The sequence below is a fragment of the Plantactinospora solaniradicis genome, from assembly GCF_042658085.1.
GTDB classification, from domain to species: Bacteria; Actinomycetota; Actinomycetes; order Mycobacteriales; family Micromonosporaceae; genus Plantactinospora; species Plantactinospora solaniradicis.
In genome coordinates, this window is record NZ_JBHSPR010000018.1 from 338,380 (window position 1) to 353,633 (window position 15,254).

General features: G+C 70.4%; 13 protein-coding genes. 5 read left to right on the top strand and 8 right to left on the bottom strand.

Annotation, left to right across the window (positions count from 1 at the left end):
* Positions 1 to 597: 597 nt before the first annotated feature.
* The 8 genes from ACFP2T_RS23295 to rpmH form a co-directional block, all read right to left on the bottom strand.
* Complete coding sequence (locus tag ACFP2T_RS23295; RefSeq protein ID WP_377424924.1) at positions 598 to 1,632, bottom strand: ParB/RepB/Spo0J family partition protein; 1,035 nt, start codon at positions 1,630 to 1,632, stop codon at positions 598 to 600.
* Between the two features lie 27 nt (positions 1,633 to 1,659).
* On the bottom strand, positions 1,660 to 2,595 hold the full coding sequence (locus ACFP2T_RS23300; protein ID WP_377425209.1) for a ParA family protein: 936 nt from the start codon (positions 2,593 to 2,595) through the stop codon (positions 1,660 to 1,662).
* Between the two features lie 1,331 nt (positions 2,596 to 3,926).
* Entirely contained in the window at positions 3,927 to 4,907 is a 981-nt protein-coding gene (locus ACFP2T_RS23305) for a 16S rRNA (guanine(527)-N(7))-methyltransferase RsmG (RefSeq protein ID WP_377424925.1), read from the bottom strand.
* An 8-nt stretch (positions 4,908 to 4,915) separates the two neighbouring features.
* Positions 4,916 to 5,422: a Jag family protein gene (locus ACFP2T_RS23310; protein WP_377425211.1), complete on the bottom strand. Its 507-nt coding sequence runs from the start codon at positions 5,420 to 5,422 to the stop codon at positions 4,916 to 4,918.
* 467 nt (positions 5,423 to 5,889) lie between these two features.
* On the bottom strand, positions 5,890 to 6,930 hold the full coding sequence (gene yidC / locus ACFP2T_RS23315) for a membrane protein insertase YidC (RefSeq protein WP_377424926.1): 1,041 nt from the start codon (positions 6,928 to 6,930) through the stop codon (positions 5,890 to 5,892).
* Positions 6,927 to 7,190 carry a membrane protein insertion efficiency factor YidD gene (yidD, locus tag ACFP2T_RS23320; protein ID WP_192771946.1) on the bottom strand — a complete coding sequence of 88 codons (264 nt, stop codon included), beginning with the start codon at positions 7,188 to 7,190 and terminating at the stop codon, positions 6,927 to 6,929. Before yidD ends, yidC begins: the two co-directional genes overlap by 4 nt.
* A 26-nt stretch (positions 7,191 to 7,216) precedes the next feature.
* Positions 7,217 to 7,651 carry a ribonuclease P protein component gene (rnpA, locus tag ACFP2T_RS23325; protein ID WP_377424927.1) on the bottom strand — a complete coding sequence of 145 codons (435 nt, stop codon included), beginning with the start codon at positions 7,649 to 7,651 and terminating at the stop codon, positions 7,217 to 7,219.
* Positions 7,652 to 7,686: 35 nt separating this feature from the next.
* The gene (gene rpmH / locus ACFP2T_RS23330; protein WP_192766194.1) at positions 7,687 to 7,824 is read right to left on the bottom strand and encodes a 50S ribosomal protein L34; all 138 of its coding nucleotides are present in this window, start codon (positions 7,822 to 7,824) and stop codon (positions 7,687 to 7,689) included.
* Between the two features lie 775 nt (positions 7,825 to 8,599).
* On the opposite strand from rpmH, the gene dnaA reads away from it, so the two are divergent.
* From dnaA to ACFP2T_RS23355, 5 genes are all read left to right on the top strand, one after another.
* Entirely contained in the window at positions 8,600 to 10,660 is a 2,061-nt protein-coding gene (gene dnaA, locus ACFP2T_RS23335; protein WP_377424928.1) for a chromosomal replication initiator protein DnaA, read from the top strand.
* A 696-nt stretch (positions 10,661 to 11,356) separates the two neighbouring features.
* On the top strand, positions 11,357 to 12,490 hold the full coding sequence (dnaN, locus tag ACFP2T_RS23340; RefSeq protein WP_377424929.1) for a DNA polymerase III subunit beta: 1,134 nt from the start codon (positions 11,357 to 11,359) through the stop codon (positions 12,488 to 12,490).
* A gap of 25 nt (positions 12,491 to 12,515) precedes the next feature.
* A complete protein-coding gene (gene gnd, locus ACFP2T_RS23345) occupies positions 12,516 to 13,388 on the top strand; it encodes a phosphogluconate dehydrogenase (NAD(+)-dependent, decarboxylating) (protein WP_377424931.1) in 873 nt (290 codons plus the stop codon).
* 5 nt (positions 13,389 to 13,393) lie between these two features.
* On the top strand, positions 13,394 to 14,569 hold the full coding sequence (recF, locus tag ACFP2T_RS23350) for a DNA replication/repair protein RecF (RefSeq protein WP_377424933.1): 1,176 nt from the start codon (positions 13,394 to 13,396) through the stop codon (positions 14,567 to 14,569).
* The gene (locus ACFP2T_RS23355; RefSeq protein WP_377424934.1) at positions 14,559 to 15,248 is read left to right on the top strand and encodes a DciA family protein; all 690 of its coding nucleotides are present in this window, start codon (positions 14,559 to 14,561) and stop codon (positions 15,246 to 15,248) included. Before recF ends, ACFP2T_RS23355 begins: the two co-directional genes overlap by 11 nt.
* Positions 15,249 to 15,254: the final 6 nt, after the last annotated feature.

Below are 15,254 nucleotides of genomic sequence, written 5' to 3' on the forward strand. Positions count from 1 at the left end.
CTCCGGACGGCGGAAGTTGACGACACGACAGGCTCCGAAGGGGACGGCTGCGGCCCCGAAACGGCACGATCGGCGTCGGTCGGGTTCCGTTGTCCACAGGCAAGGACCCCGTTCCACGCGCGGTTTCACGTGAAACGGGGTCAGCCTGTGGACAACGCCTGTGGATGACCGTCCGCCTACCTTTCGCCGACGTCCCCGCCGGCCACCACGGCCAGGAATCGACTCCGCAACGCTGAGCGCGGCCGACCGACGGAGGTACGGCCGCCCGGCCGGCGGACCCCGGTTCTTGGGTAGCTGGTCGGCCCCCGCGGGCCTGCGGGGGCCGTAGGCCCGCGCCCCGTTTCACGTGAAACCAGCGGCCGGGTCCGGAGCACCGGACGGGGGCGGAGGGCCGGACAGGGCCGAGGCGCGGACGGCGCCCCGGGCATGCCGAGGGCGAACGGCGCCGTGGCTGGACCGGGCACACGGATGGCCACGTTCCCAGTGAAGGGATCGTGGCCATCTCGGCGTCGAAACGGCGGTTCCGGGTACCGGGCGGAGCCGACCCCGTCTCGGGGATTCCGCCAGGACCTTCCGGTCGCACCGACCGTGCGGCGATCAGTCCAGGTCGTCGGTCTGGGCGTCGCTTTCCGCCATGCCGATGACACCGACGATCCGCTCAAGGTCGTCGACCGTGGCGAACTCAATCGTGATCTTGCCCTTGTTCCGACCGATGTCGACCTTGACCCTGGTGTCGAACCGATCCGACAGCCGATCCGCCAGATCGGTCAGGCCCGGGGCGTGCACCTTGGCCCGCCGCTTCGCCGGGCTGGGTCGGGTGGGGGAGATCTCGGCCAGCTTCACGACCTCCTCCGTCGCCCGTACGGAGAGCCCTTCGGCCACGATCCGACGCGCCAGGTCCTCCTGCGCCGTCGAATTCTCCAGGCCCAGCAGCGCTCGGGCGTGACCGGCGGAGAGCACCCCGGCGGCCACCCGCTTCTGCACCTCGGGCGGAAGGTTCAGCAGTCGGATGGTGTTCGAGATCTGCGGGCGGCTCCGGCCGATCCGTCGGGCCAGCTCCTCGTGCGTCGCGCCGAACTCCTCCAGCAGCTGTTGGTAGGCCGCCGCCTCTTCCAGCGGGTTCAGGTTGGCGCGATGGATGTTCTCCAGCAGCGCGTCCCGGAGCATCGCGTCGTCCCGGGTGTCCCGGACGATGGCCGGAATGGACTGCCGGCCGACCGCCTGCGCGGCCCGCCAGCGCCGCTCGCCCATGACAAGCTCGAACTGATCGTTTGGAAGCTGGCGCACCACGATCGGCTGGAGGAACCCGACCTCCTGGATCGAAAGCTTGAGTTCCTCAAGAGCCTCCTCGTCGAAGATCTGTCGAGGCTGCTTCGGGTTGGGCACGATCGAGTCGAGCGGGATCTCGGCGAACCGAGCTCCCGGAACCGGCGCGAGTTCCGGCCCGGCCGGCTGCGCCGGGGCGACGGGGGCCGGCGCCACCCAGGTGGTGGTTTCACCGGCCAGCGGTGCGCCGGCCTCCGGCCGGGCGGCTGGAGGCTCGGCCGTCACCACTCCGGAGACCGGCTCCGCTGTGGTGGGGATCAGCGCGCCCAGACCTCGACCGAGCCCGCCCCGCGGACGGTTCTTCATGCCACGCCTCCCGACGAATCAACCGAGCTACACATTGCGGCCAACAGACTCTTTGACCCCTCGCATTGCAATCTCCTGGGCGGCCTCGAAGTAACTCGTGGCGCCCCGCGATCCGGGATCGTAAGTCATGACCGACTGGCCGTAGCTCGGAGCCTCCGATACCCGCACGTTCCGCGGAATCACGGACTGCAGGACCTTGTCGCCGAAGTGGTTCCGGACGTCCTGCTCGACCGCATCCGCCAGGCGGGTTCGCCGGTCGTACATGGTGAGCAGGATGGTCGAGACCTCAAGCGTGGGGTTCAGGTGCTGCCGTACCAGGTTGATGTTGTTGATCAGCTGGTTGAGACCCTCCAGCGCGTAGTACTCGCACTGGATGGGGATCAGCACCTCCTGCGCGGCGCAGAGGGCGTTGACCGTGAGCAGCCCGAGGGACGGCGGGCAGTCGATGAAGACGTAGTCGAACTCGGCGGGGTGGCCGGCGATCGCCCGGGCCAACCGCGACTCCCGCGCGACCACCGAAACGAGCTCGATCTCGGCGCCGGCCAGGTCGATGGTGGCGGGCACGCACCAGAGGTCAGGAATCCCCTCGACGCCCTGTGCCACCTCGGCCAGGGGGACGTTGTCGATCAGGCAGTCGTAGACGTCCGGGACGCCGGCATGGTGGGGCACGTTGAGCCCGGTGGAGGCGTTCCCCTGCGGATCGAGGTCCACGACGAGGACGCGGTTTCCGTGTAGCGCCAGGGCCACGGCCAGGTTGACCGTCGTGGTGGTCTTGCCAACCCCTCCCTTCTGGTTCGCAACACACATGATCCGTGGCCGGTCCGGACGCGGCATCGTGACCTCGCCGCTCGGGTTCAGGATTTGCACAGCGCGCATTGCCTCCATTGCCAACGGGGGATCGTCCTGGTCACGCGACGGCGTTTCACGTGAAACGTACGCGTCGGGCGCGGCTTCCTCGGTCAGGGGTTGCGGTACGGCGGTCGGCGAGTCGGCTCTCGGGCCGAGTTCGACCGCCGCCTGGACATCGGGGCGCTGCCCGTCCGATGGGATCGCCGGGGCACCGACTCGAGCCGACGACTGCGGCTCATAGTGCTCGGCCACCGGTTGAGGCGGAACGGGTGGTCCTGCGGGCGACGGTTCGGGAACCCCCGCCGACCCCCGTGCCGGCTCTGCGGCTCGTCGACCCGGCGGACGCTGCGGCTCCGGAGCACGTTCCCGGGGCCGTGCCGGTTCCGGAGCACGTCCGGTCTGCCGGGCCGGCTCCGGTGTCGGTGCCACTGCCGGCACCGGGGCAGAGGCGACCGTTGGATAGGAGACGTCCGGCTGCGGAGTCGGACGTCCCGGCTGTGCCGGCATGTCGTGCCCTGGCGGCGTCACCCGCGCGGTCCCTCGAGTAGGCCCCGCAGATAGCGCGGAGTCATACCCGGCCGGCTCGGCGGGCTCCCCAGGTCCGCCAGCCCGTGCCGGCGGCCGAGCACGCCCACTGGCAGACCAGCCTTCGTAGTCGGTTTCACGTGAAACATCGGCGCCGCCGGAGTGGTATCCCCCGGAGTCCGTCATCTCTGGATCGTCATACCTACCGTTGTCATGCACCGTGTCATCCCTGCCAGCTTCGGATGGTGTCGGCCCCGTCACCGCTCATGCCCGTGCCTTCGGGCGTAGCGTGCGGTCCGCCAAGAAGCAGCGAATGCTTGAGGCGCCGCCCGCTGCCCGGTCTACACTATCGACGCGCGGTCAGCCTACGGCCGCTGGGCAAAATGAGCCACGGCTGTCCGCTGGGTGAATCATCGTGGCGCAGGAAACCGCACCATCCATGAAGAGGTTCGGCCATCCGCTCGGCGCCCCCGCTCGACCCCGTCGGAGCCACGTCGAGCAGCCGCATCCAGCCTCAACCCTCGGCCCGTCGCGTCCAAGACTCCGTTCGCCAGTCCTCCGAGCGTCCGGGCGGACAGCGTCCGAGCGTGCCGACGATCACAACCAGCCCACCGGTCACTGGCGGCCCGCATCGGTGACCCGGCGCTCGATCGGACTGCGCCGGCCATGGCGAGGGCGTGCAGACCTACCGGCCACCGGGCAGGTCCAATGGTCACGACCGACACTCGACCAGCCGGCGCCCGGAACCGGTCCCCCGCCACGGCCGCCCCCACCTGACCATCCATTGAGGACCGCAGGTCAGAACGTCTGAGGACCGCAGGTCGGTACGTCGACGCCGGGCGCCGAGCCACGGGCACGCGGTCGACTGGCCGCCACGAGTCAGGGGTCGGGAGGCAGAGTTCAGGAGTTCAGGAGCGAAACTAACGGCGGGGCTTGGAGCGGCGGCCCGCCGTCGAGCGCGGTGCTGACTCCCGCGCCGCCCCGACCACCCGCTCGCGGACGATCTCGACCACGGTCGTCGGCGGCTCGACGATCCCCATCCCGCACTGCTGGACGACCGGCTGCGAACCACCCAGCCGACGTACCGCCGTCGCTGCGTTCGCCACCTCGTCGGCGGCCGTCGCGCCCTTGAGCGCGAGAAGGCGTCCTCCCGGTGCGGTGAGCGGAAGACACCAACCGGCCAGCCGATCAAGTGGCGCGACGGCCCGAGCCGTCACGATGTCCGCCGGCACGCACAGTTCGGCCGGCAGGTCGGACAGCTCGACCGGAACACTTTCCGGCTCGACCGAGCCGCCCGGATGCGCCGGTGATCCGGGCTCGGACCCGTGCGGCACGGACAGCCGACGGTCCGACGCCGTACGTCGGTCCGAGTTCCGGCCCGTCCGGCGCCAGGCCGCGGGAATCTCCTCCGCCCGGGCCCGTAGCACGGTCACCGAGTCGCCGAGCTCGAGTGCCGTGACCACCTCGGCAAGGAACACCGCACGCCGGGCCAGTGGTTCGACCAACATGATCGCCAGGTCGGGTCGGGCGATGGCGAGCACGATGCCGGGCAGGCCCGCTCCCGAGCCGACGTCCACCACCGAGGAGCCGGACGGGATCAGCTCCGCCACCACGGCGCAGTTGAGCAGATGCCGGTCCCAGATCCTCGGCGTCTCACGGGGACCGATCAGACCACGGACCACGCCCGGCCCGGCGAGTAGTTCCGCGTACGCCTCTGCGAGCGGCAGCCGGTCGCCGAACAGCGTACGGGCCGGACCGGCCAGTTCGGCGGGGAGCGGTGCCGCCGGAACGGCACCCGCACCGGCCGCCGGGTCGGAGCTGTCGCCGCCGTCCGTCGGGGATACCGGAAACGGCCCGGGCGGCAGTTCGCCACCCGGGCCGGACATCGGACGGTACGTCATTGATTCGCTCAGTCGACCGGACGTACGACGATCCGGCGGTTCGGCTCGACGCCCTCCGACTCGCTCTCCACTCCGGCAATGGCGTTGACCACGTCGTGGACGCACTTGCGCTCGAAGGCGGACATCGGCTCCAGCCGGACGGCCTCGCCGTGCTGCTTGACCTTCTCCACCGCGTTCTTGGCGACCGCCGAGAGCTCCTTGCGCCGGGTGGCACGGTAGCCACCCACGTCGAGCAGTAGCCGGCTGGGCGAGCCCGTCTGGCGGAACACGGCGAGCCGGGTCAGCTCCTGCAACGCCTCCAGCGTGGCACCCCGCTGGCCCACCAGCGCCTGCAGCCGGCCGCCCACGACCTCGACGACGGGCCGGCCGGCGGAGACCAGTTCGTCGATGTCGCCGTCGTAGTCGAGGATGTCCAGCAGCCCTTCGACGTAGTCCGCGGCGATCTCGCTCTGCCGGAACAGGTCCACGTCGGTGGACGCCGCTGCCGGCTTCGCGCCGTTGGTGCTCGCGGCGATGTCCCCATCCGCGCTGTCGTCGTCCGCGTCCTCGTCGTCCTCGTCCTCTTCGTCCGCGTCGTCGTCATCCGCATCGGCTTCGCGATCCGGACCGCCCCGGCCGCCGGCGACCTCGTCGACGTCCGCGCTGTCCCCGGCTACCGAGACGGCCTCGGTGGTCTCGGCCTCTGCGGCCGATCCCGCCGCCACGACAGGATCGGTGTCGCCGATGGGCTCGTCGGCGCGCGGAATACTGGTGTCGGTCACGGTTTCATCTCCGTACTCTCTCGGCCGGACCGTACGGTCGGCGCTGGTTTCCCGGGCCCGGCGGGAGATCGCCGATGCCACGGGCACGTCTGTCGCGGGCAGCACTGCCCGTCTGTGCGCGGGGAGCGGTGGACTTCGGGCCGGCGCCAGCGCTGGCGGCAGCACGGCCCAGAGTCCTACCGGGCCGCCGGCGCGACTGGCGCTGCCGGCGGCCCGTCGCGTCAACCCTGACGCTTCGCCGGACGCCCCTTCTTGGGGTTGACCGGCTTGGCGCCCGGCTTCGGGGCCAGCGCCTTGGTGTCCACCACCGGCTTGCTCTCCGGCTGCGTGCCGTTGGCCTTGGACCGGCTGAACCGACCGGCCGGCTTGGCGGGCTTGGCGGGCTGGACCGGGTTGCGGGAATCGGTGGTCCGGCGAGGCCCGGTGGTACGCCGAGCCGACTCGCCCGGCTTGGGCAGCCGGGCCGCGGTGGGCGGCGGCGGGTACTTGCGGAGCACCCACTGCTGCTGAGCGAGCGTGAAGAGGTTGTTCGTCACCCAGTAGATGACCACACCGATCGGGAAGATCGCACCGGAGACCAGCAACGAGGCCGGGATGCCGTAGAGCATCAACCGCTGGATCATCCGCTGCTGCGGGTCCTCGGCCCAACCGGTCTTGAGGATCATCTGGCGGCTGGTCAGGTAGGTGGTGGCGATCATGATGGCCACCAGCACGCCGGCCAGGATCTTGACCGAGGTGCCGCTGGCGTTCAGCCGGGCCAGCTCCGCCGCGCTGGATCCGAACTTGCCCGCGATCGGCACGTCGAACAGCCGGGCGTGGGTGGCGCTCTCGAACTGCTCGACGGTCCAGCCGTACTTGGTCTTGCCCTGGTTGATGGGGTCGAGCCGGCGGAGTACGTGGAACAGGCCGATGAAGACGGGAGCCTGGAGGAAGATCGGAAGGCAGCCCATCAGCGGGTTCGCCTTCTCCTTCCGGTACAGCTCCATCATCTCTTTCTGGAGCGTCTCCCGGTCACCCTTGTGCTTCTCCTGCAATGCCTTCAGCTGGGGCTGAATCGCCTGCATCGCCCGCTGCGACTTGATCTGCTTGACGAAGATCGGGAAGAGGATCACCCGGAGGGTGACTACCAGGAAGATGATCGCCAGGATCCAGGACCAGTTCGTACCCAGGAACGCACCGGCCGACACCCCGATGGCGTCCCAGGCCGAGTGCCACAGCAGCAGGATCCACGAGATCGCCCAGTAGATCCAGTCGAGACTCAATTCGGGGCTCCAGTCACATCGGCATGGCGGCGTCCGCCCGGCTCCGGTACCGGGTCATATCCACCGGGGTGGAAGGGGTGGCAGCGCAACAACCGCCGGACCGCCAGGAAGGCTCCCCGAAGCGCGCCATGTCCCGCGACCGCCTCCAGGGCGTACGCGCTGCACGACGGGTGGAACCGACAGCGGGCCGGCAGCGCCGGGCTTATCCAACGACGGTACGCGACGATGGGTCCCGCCAGCACTCGGGCACCGAGTGTCATCCCGGACGACGCGTCGATCGGGTTACTCACCGGGACCGCCGAGCGGGTTTTCTTGGTGCCCGGGCCGCGGCGATGGCGGCGTCGAGGTCGGCGCCGAGCCGGGCGTACGAGGCGTCGGCGGCATCGGGCAGCGCCCGTACCACGAGGGTGGCGCCGGCAGGCAGTCCGGCGAGCCGGTCCCGGACGAGGTGCCTGAGCCGGCGGCGGACCCGGTTGCGAACCACGGCGCCGCCCACGGCCTTGGAAACGACGAAGCCGGCCCGGACCGGCGCGGATTCGTGCTCCACGGCGGCGCTTCGGGCCGGCTTCGACGCTGTTCTGGTCAATGGTGCTCGGGACGGGTCCGGTGTGCCGGCCGAATGGAGGTGGACCACGAGGACGCCACGATTGGCTCGTCGCCCACCCCGGATCGCCGCGGCGAAGTCACCGCTGCGCCGCAGTCGTTGTGCGGCCGCCAGCACGACTGCCTACATCCCCGGACCGGCCTTGCCAGCCGTCAGGCCGACAGGCGGGTACGACCCTTGCCACGGCGGGCGGAGAGGATGGCGCGGCCCGCCCGGGTGCGCATGCGCAGCCGGAAGCCGTGGGTCTTCGCGCGGCGGCGGGTGTTCGGCTGGTAGGTGCGCTTGCTCACGTCAGGCTCTCCGTCGTCGTACGCCCCGGTCGTGTGACGTCGGGGTCGTGTGATGGTCTGGCGTTGGCCGCCTGGGCGGCCGGGTTCGATGCCGTCCGGCATCGGACGCTGCCCAGCACGGGCAGCGGTCAGCAGTCTCTCATCACCCTAGCAGAGGGCGACAGAGCAACCGTTGGAGCCTACGCAGGCCGGCGGAGAGCGTCAAACAGGAGCGGGCGACACACCTCCGACCGATCCGCCGAGTCGAGTTGGCCGGTCCGGGAACCGGATCGCGAGGCGGTTGGAACGTCCCGTTACGGCGCCGACGCCCGGTTCGACCCCAGCCGACCGGGCATCCGGGCCGAGTCGGACCGATCGCCGCAGAGCGGGAGGAACCAGGTGGCTATGCTGGCCAGCCGGGCGGGGTTTTTCGCTGATGTTGCCAAGGTGTCGGCGGGGCCGACGGTTGATGGGGTGTGGACAACGCTGTTAGCGTGCCCGTTTGCACGTCGGCGTCAGGGGGTGGGGGTGCCGCTGACGGGCAAAACCGGACAAGCTCGTCGATCGTTCGACAGATGAACCCGCGTCAACGCCATTTGGAGCCGGGGGCGACGGCACGGACGCCCGGCCGGGCGACAACAATCAGTCGATACACAGGTTGTGGATAACTTGTGGACGGCGTCGGCAACCGCCGGACGTCGCGTCGTGCCTGTTCACGCACGATAGCAAGCCCGGAACGGTCGACTGGGACGGCAACGGCGGCCGGAGACGCAGAGGCGATGGGGGTGGCGCGACGGTGGCCGACACGATCGACCTTGCCGCAGTGTGGACGGCGACGACCGAGGAACTGGCTGACGAGATCATCTCGGCTCAGCAGCGCGCCTACCTACGGCTGACCCGACTGCGCGCGATCGTCGAGGACACCGCACTGCTCTCCGTACCGGACGCCTTCACCCGGGACGTGATCGAGTCCCGGCTCCGCCCGGCGATCACCGAGGCGCTGTCCCGCCGGCTGGGCCGGGCGGTCCAGGTGGCGGTGACGGTACGACCGCCGGACGACGGTCAGGCCCGGCCGACCGGCACCGGCTACCCGCCCGGCTCCGAATCCACCGGTCGCCCCACCGCCGTGGGGTACCAGTCCGTCGGCACCGCCGCGGGCTATCCCGGCAGCGCCGACCCGTCCGGCGGGTACGGCGGTCCGGACCCGTCCAGCGGGTACGGCCCGGACCCGGCCGGCGGATACGGCGGCGCGGAGCAGAGCGGCGGGTACGGCGGTCAGCAGCCCGGCGGTGGATACGGCGACCCCGCCCCGGGCGGCGGATATGGCATCGAGCCGCTGCGCTACCCCGGTAATCCGGGGCAGGAGGAACAGAGCCAGCGCAACCCCGATCCAGGACTCGACCAGGGTGGCCGGGAGTCCGGTCCCTTCTCCGGCTCCGCGCAGCAGCCGATCGTCGGTTCGGCGCGACCGCCGGGACGACCCGCCGACGCCGGACGGCCCAACCTGATCCCGGCCAGTCGGGACGGCCAGGAGACGCTGTTCGCCGCGCCCTATCCGGAGCCGTACCGACCGACCGCCCCGCACCAGGACCGACGTGGTTTCGACGAGCGGGTCAACAACGCCGGCGACATCGGCCAGTTCGGAACCGACCACCGTTCGCCGGACCGCCGCTACCACGACGGCCGGGACGGAGCCGGACGGCTGGGCCCCGGCGGGGACGGTGGTACGGACAGCGGGCCGGGTCGGGGCGGAGCCTTCGCCGACCATCGGCAGGGCGGCCGGGACGACCGCCGGCCGGGCGGCGTGGGCGGGGCCGGCGATGTCGGCGGCAATCGGCTGAACCCGAAGTACATGTTCGAGACCTTCGTCATCGGCTCGTCCAACCGGTTCGCCCATGCCGCGTCGGTGGCCGTCGCCGAGTCGCCCGCCAAGGCGTACAACCCGCTGTTCATCTACGGCAGCTCCGGGCTGGGCAAGACCCACCTGCTGCACGCCATCGGGCACTACGCCACCACCCTGGGCAACGCCCGCTCGGTCCGGTACGTCTCGACCGAGGAGTTCACCAACGACTTCATCAACTCGCTCCGGGACGACAAGACGAGCGCGTTCCAGCGTCGCTACCGGGACGTGGACATCCTCCTGATCGACGACATCCAGTTCCTGGAGAACCGGGAACGGACCCAGGAGGAGTTCTTCCACACCTTCAACACCTTGCACAACGCCAACAAGCAGATCGTGATCACCTCGGACCGCAAACCGAAGGATCTCGCGACGCTGGAGGATCGGCTCCGCACCCGGTTCGAGTGGGGACTGCTGGCCGACATCCAGCCTCCCGACCTGGAGACGCGGATCGCGATCCTGCAGAAGAAGGCGGCCCAGGAGCGCCTGTTCGCCCCGCCGGACGTACTGGAGTTCATCGCCTCGCGGATCTCCAACTCCATCCGTGAACTGGAGGGCGCGCTCATCCGGGTCACCGCGTTCGCGTCGCTGACCCGGTCACCCGTGGAGCTGTCCCTGGCCGAGGAGGTACTCCGGGACTTCATCCCGGACGGCTCCGGGCCGGAGATCACCGCGGACCAGATCATGGTGGCCACGGCGGACTACTTCGGTGTCAGCCTGGAGGACCTGCGGGGCCAGTCGAGGTCCCGGGTACTGGTGAACGCCCGACAGGTGGCGATGTACCTGTGCCGCGAACTGACCGACCTGTCGTTGCCCCGGATCGGCCAGGCGTTCGGCGGTCGGGACCACACGACGGTGATGCACGCCGACCGGAAGATCAGGCAGCAGATGGCGGAACGACGCTCGCTCTACAACCAGATCGCCGAGTTGACCAACCGGATCAAGCAGATCACCTGACCCCACCCACGCCGGCCGAGGCCGGGTTCGGACCCATCCGGTCCGGGCCCGGCCTTCGTCGTACACACCTCGTCCACAGCCGGTTGTCCACCGTCGGTGGATAACCCGGACCCGCCGTCGGTGGGCGAACCCACAAGCTGTGGACAAGTGTTGGGGAAAGTGATGTGGACGGTTACCCAGAGTCACCTGGTTGTCCACCGCGTTCGGCCGGCTGTGCACGGGCTGTTGAAGGTTCTGGGGACAGTGCTCGTCGATGTCCGACCGGCTGTGCCCACAGATGGGGAAAAGACCGTGGGTAACCCGGTGGACGACCGGTGGACAACAGTGGAAAACCTCGACGGGCCGACCGGCTGTGGACGGTCGACCGGGTTTTCGGGCCGGTTGTCCACACCCCGCACACCGGTGGATAAGCCCTTGACCTGGGCAGACGTCGCCTCTCCACAGTTTGCACAGCACCGATGAAGACGACTTAGATATCTCTTCTAAAGAACAAAAACCAATCATCAGCGTTGGGCATGCTGTGGATTCGTTTGACTTGTCGTACCGATGGGTCAAGATCTGCCGAAGTACCGGGGTCGGACGCACAGCCGATGAGGCTGGGCCCTAAGGTGCGATGAAGACCCGCACGGTTGGCGGGGCCGGAAGGCTGCCGCCGGCATGAGACAGTTGTCGCTGACGTCGATCCGGAGGCATGGCATGAAGTTCCGCGTGGAGCGCGACGCGCTCGCCGACGCCGTGGCGTGGACCGCGAAGAGTCTCCCCAACCGTCCCTCGGTCCCGGTCCTCGCCGGAGTGCTGCTCCGGGTCGCCGATGGTGGCCTGCACGTCTCCGGGTTCGACTACGAGGTTTCCAGCCAGGTGACCGTCGACGTCCAGAGCGAGGCCGAGGGCGCCGCGCTGGTGTCCGGGCGGCTGTTGGCGGAGATCACCAAGGCGCTGCCGGCGAAACCGGTGGACATCGCCGCCGCCGGTGCCCACCTGGAGCTGGTCTGCGGCAGCGCCCGGTTCACCCTGCCGACGATGCCGGTCGAGGACTACCCGACGCTTCCCGAGATGCCCGGCAGCGCCGGCACGATCGACGCGGCGACCTTCGCCGCCGCGGTCGGCCAGGTCGCGATCGCCGCCGGCCGGGACGAGACGCTGCCGATGATGACCGGGGTACGGATCGAGCTGAACGGTTCGACGCTGTCGATGCTGGCGACCGACCGCTACCGCCTCGCCCTGCGTGAGATCGACTGGCGCCCGGACGACCCGGAGGTCAGCATCAACGCGCTCGTGCCGGCCCGGACCCTGCACGACACCGCCAAGGCCCTCGGGCCGCTCGGCGGCGACGTCACGATGGCCCTGGCCCAGGGTGCCGCCGGGGAGGGGCTGATCGGCTTCGCCGGTGGCACCCGTCGGACCACCAGCCGGCTGTTGGACGGCGCCAACTACCCGCCGGTGCGGTCGCTCTTTCCCGCCAGCCACAACGCCGAGGCCCGGGTGTCGGTCGCCGCGCTCACCGAGGTCGTCAAGCGGGTGTCGCTGGTCGGCGGACGGACCACGCCGGTGCTGCTCAACTTCAGCTCGGACGGACTGGTCGTCGAGGCCGGCAGCACCGAAGAGGCCCGGGCGAGCGAGGCGATGGACGCCACCTTCACCGGCGAGCCGCTGACCATCGGCTTCAACCCTCAGTACCTGATCGACGGTTTGCAGAATCTCGGATCCGCGTTGGCGGTGTTCTCGTTCGTCGACGCGTTCAAACCCGCCGTCATCTCGCCGTCCGGCGAGGACGGCGAGGTTGTTCCTGGCTATCGATACCTGATTATGCCGATCCGGGTCACCCGCTGATCGCACGGTTCCGAAGGGAAAGTTCATGCAGCTCGGCCTGGTAGGTCTCGGCCGGATGGGCGGCAACATGCGCGAGCGGCTGCGCGTTGCCGGGCACGAGGTGATCGGCTTCGACCAGAATCCCGGCCTCAGCGACGTCGCCAGCCTGGCGGACCTGGCGGAGAAGCTGGCCGCGCCCCGGGCCGTCTGGCTGATGGTCCCGGCACAGTACACCGAGGCCACGGCCGACGGCCTGATCGAGGTGCTCTCACCCGGAGACATCGTGATCGACGGCGGGAACTCGCGGTTCAGCGACGACCTGCCCCGGGCGAAGAAGCTCGACCAGCACGGCATCGGCTACATCGACGTCGGAGTCTCCGGCGGGATCTGGGGCCGGGAGAACGGCTACGGACTGATGGTCGGCGGTGACGAGCGGCACGTCGAGCGGTTGATGCCGATTTTCGATGCGCTCAAGCCGGAGGGCGAGTTCGGCTTCGTGCACGCCGGGCCGGTCGGCGCCGGGCACTACGCCAAGATGGTGCACAACGGCATCGAGTACGGCCTGATGCACGCCTACGCCGAGGGTTACGAGCTGCTGGCCGCCTCCGAACTGGTGACCAACGTGCCGGGCGTGTTCAAGTCCTGGCGCGAGGGCACGGTGGTCCGCTCCTGGCTGCTCGACCTGCTCGACCGGGCGCTCGACGAGGATCCGGAACTGGCCGACCTGAGCGGCTACACCGAGGACACCGGCGAGGGCCGGTGGACGGTCGACGAGGCGGTCCGGCTCGGGGTGCCGCTGAACGTCATCACCGCCTCCCTCTTCGCCCGGTTCGCCTCCCGACAGGACGACTCGCCCGCGATGAAGGCCGTCTCCGCGCTGCGCCAGCAGTTCGGCGGGCACGCCGTCCGCAAGAACTAAGCACGGTGTACGTCCGCCGGCTCGAACTGGTCGACTTCCGCTCGTACGAGCGCGTCGGGGTCGATCTGGAGCCGGGCGGGAACGTGCTCGTCGGCCCCAACGGGGTCGGCAAGACGAATCTCGTCGAGGCGCTCGGTTACGTGGCGACGCTGTCCAGCCACCGCGTCGCCACCGACGCCCCACTGGTCCGGGCCGGGGCGGCGACCGCGGTGATCCGGTGCGCGATCGTGCACGACCAACGGGAGTTGCTGGTCGAGCTGGAGATCGCGCCGGGTCGGGCGAACCGGGCCCGGCTGAACCGCTCGCCGGCCCGGCGGGCCCGGGACGTACTCGGCGCGCTGCGGTTGGTGCTCTTCGCTCCGGAGGACCTGGAACTGGTCCGGGGCGATCCGGCCGAGCGGCGACGTTATCTCGACGACCTGCTGGTCACCCGGATGCCCCGGTACGCCGCGGTACGGTCGGACTACGAGCGGGTGGTGAAACAGCGCAACGCGCTGCTGCGTACCGCCTACCTGGCTCGGAAGACCGCCGGCGGGCGGGGCCGGCGCGCCCGGACCGAGCCCGACCAACCAGCCGACTCCGGGTCGGAGCTGTCGACGCTGACGGTCTGGGACACCCACCTGGTCCGGCACGGGGCGGAGCTCCTGGCGGGCCGGTTGGAGTTGGTCGCGGCGCTCAGCCCGCACGTGTCCAAGGCGTACGACGCGGTGGCGCCGGGGCGGGGCGCGGCGGCGATCGCGTACCGCTCCTCGCTCGATCTCGTCGACCCGGCACCGGACCGGCCCGCGCTGGAGGCGGCGATGGCCGCCGCGCTGGCCGAGGCCCGGACGTCCGAGATCGAGCGTGGCGTCACGCTGGTGGGGCCGCACCGCGACGAGTTGACCCTCACCCTGGGCCCGCTGCCGGCGCGCGGCTACGCGAGCCACGGCGAGTCCTGGTCCTTCGCGCTGGCGCTCCGGCTGGCCGCGTACGACCTGCTCCGTGCCGACGGGGTCGAGCCGGTCCTCGTCCTCGACGACGTCTTCGCCGAGTTGGACAGTGGACGTCGGGAACGGCTGGCCGAGTTGGTTGCCGGCGCCAGCCAGCTGGTGGTCACCTGCGCGGTCGCCGACGACGTGCCGCAGGCCCTTCGGGGCGCGCGTTTCGAGGCGTCCGACGGGGAGGTGCGTCGTGCCGGATGACTCCGAAGCGCGCCGGGCCGCCGGCTCGGCCGACCCGGGTTCCGGAGCCGCCGGCCCGGGTTCCGGAGCCGCCGAGTCGACGGCGCCGGACGTGGTGCCCGCCGAGGGCGGGGAGTTGACCGGTCCGGCGTTGGCCCGCGCCGTGCTGGACGCCGCGTTGGCCCGCCGGAAGTCGGGTGGGCCGGGTCGACGTACCCCGGGAAGGGCCGACCTCGACGGTGACCGGGCCGTCGGCGACGGTTCCGGTGAGGCGGGGCCGGCGACCGGCCGGGGTGGGCAGCCCCGGCGCCGGCTCAGGGGCTACTCCGGACCCGGACCGGATCCCCGGGATCCGCAGCTCTTCGGCACCGTCCTGGCCCGGATGGTGAAGGCGCGTGGCTGGCAGCAGCCGGCGGCCGAGGCGACCGTCTTCGGTGCCTGGGAGCGGGTGGTCGGGCCGGACATCGCCCAGCACAGTCGTCCGGTCAAGCTGGAGGACGGCGAACTCACGGTCGAGGCGGAGTCGACAGCGTGGGCGACTCAGCTTCGGCTGCTGGCCGGCTCGCTGCTTCGGCGTATCGCGGCTGAGGTGGGGCATAACGTGGTTCGGCGGCTGCACGTGCACGGACCGACTGCCCCGTCCTGGGCCCGTGGTCCACGGCGGGTACGAGGACGTGGTCCCCGGGATACGTACGGCTGAGCCGCG

Excerpts from the sequence above, each read along its gene's own strand:
- ACFP2T_RS23305 (WP_377424925.1), bottom strand. The coding sequence starts at position 4,907 with ATGACGTACCGTCCGATGTCCGGCCCGGGTGGCGAACTGCCGCCCGGG.
- gnd (WP_377424931.1), top strand. The coding sequence starts at position 12,516 with ATGCAGCTCGGCCTGGTAGGTCTCGGCCGGATGGGCGGCAACATGCGC.
- dnaN (WP_377424929.1), top strand. The coding sequence starts at position 11,357 with ATGAAGTTCCGCGTGGAGCGCGACGCGCTCGCCGACGCCGTGGCGTGG.
- ACFP2T_RS23295 (WP_377424924.1), bottom strand. The coding sequence starts at position 1,632 with ATGAAGAACCGTCCGCGGGGCGGGCTCGGTCGAGGTCTGGGCGCGCTG.
- yidD (WP_192771946.1), bottom strand. The coding sequence starts at position 7,190 with ATGACACTCGGTGCCCGAGTGCTGGCGGGACCCATCGTCGCGTACCGT.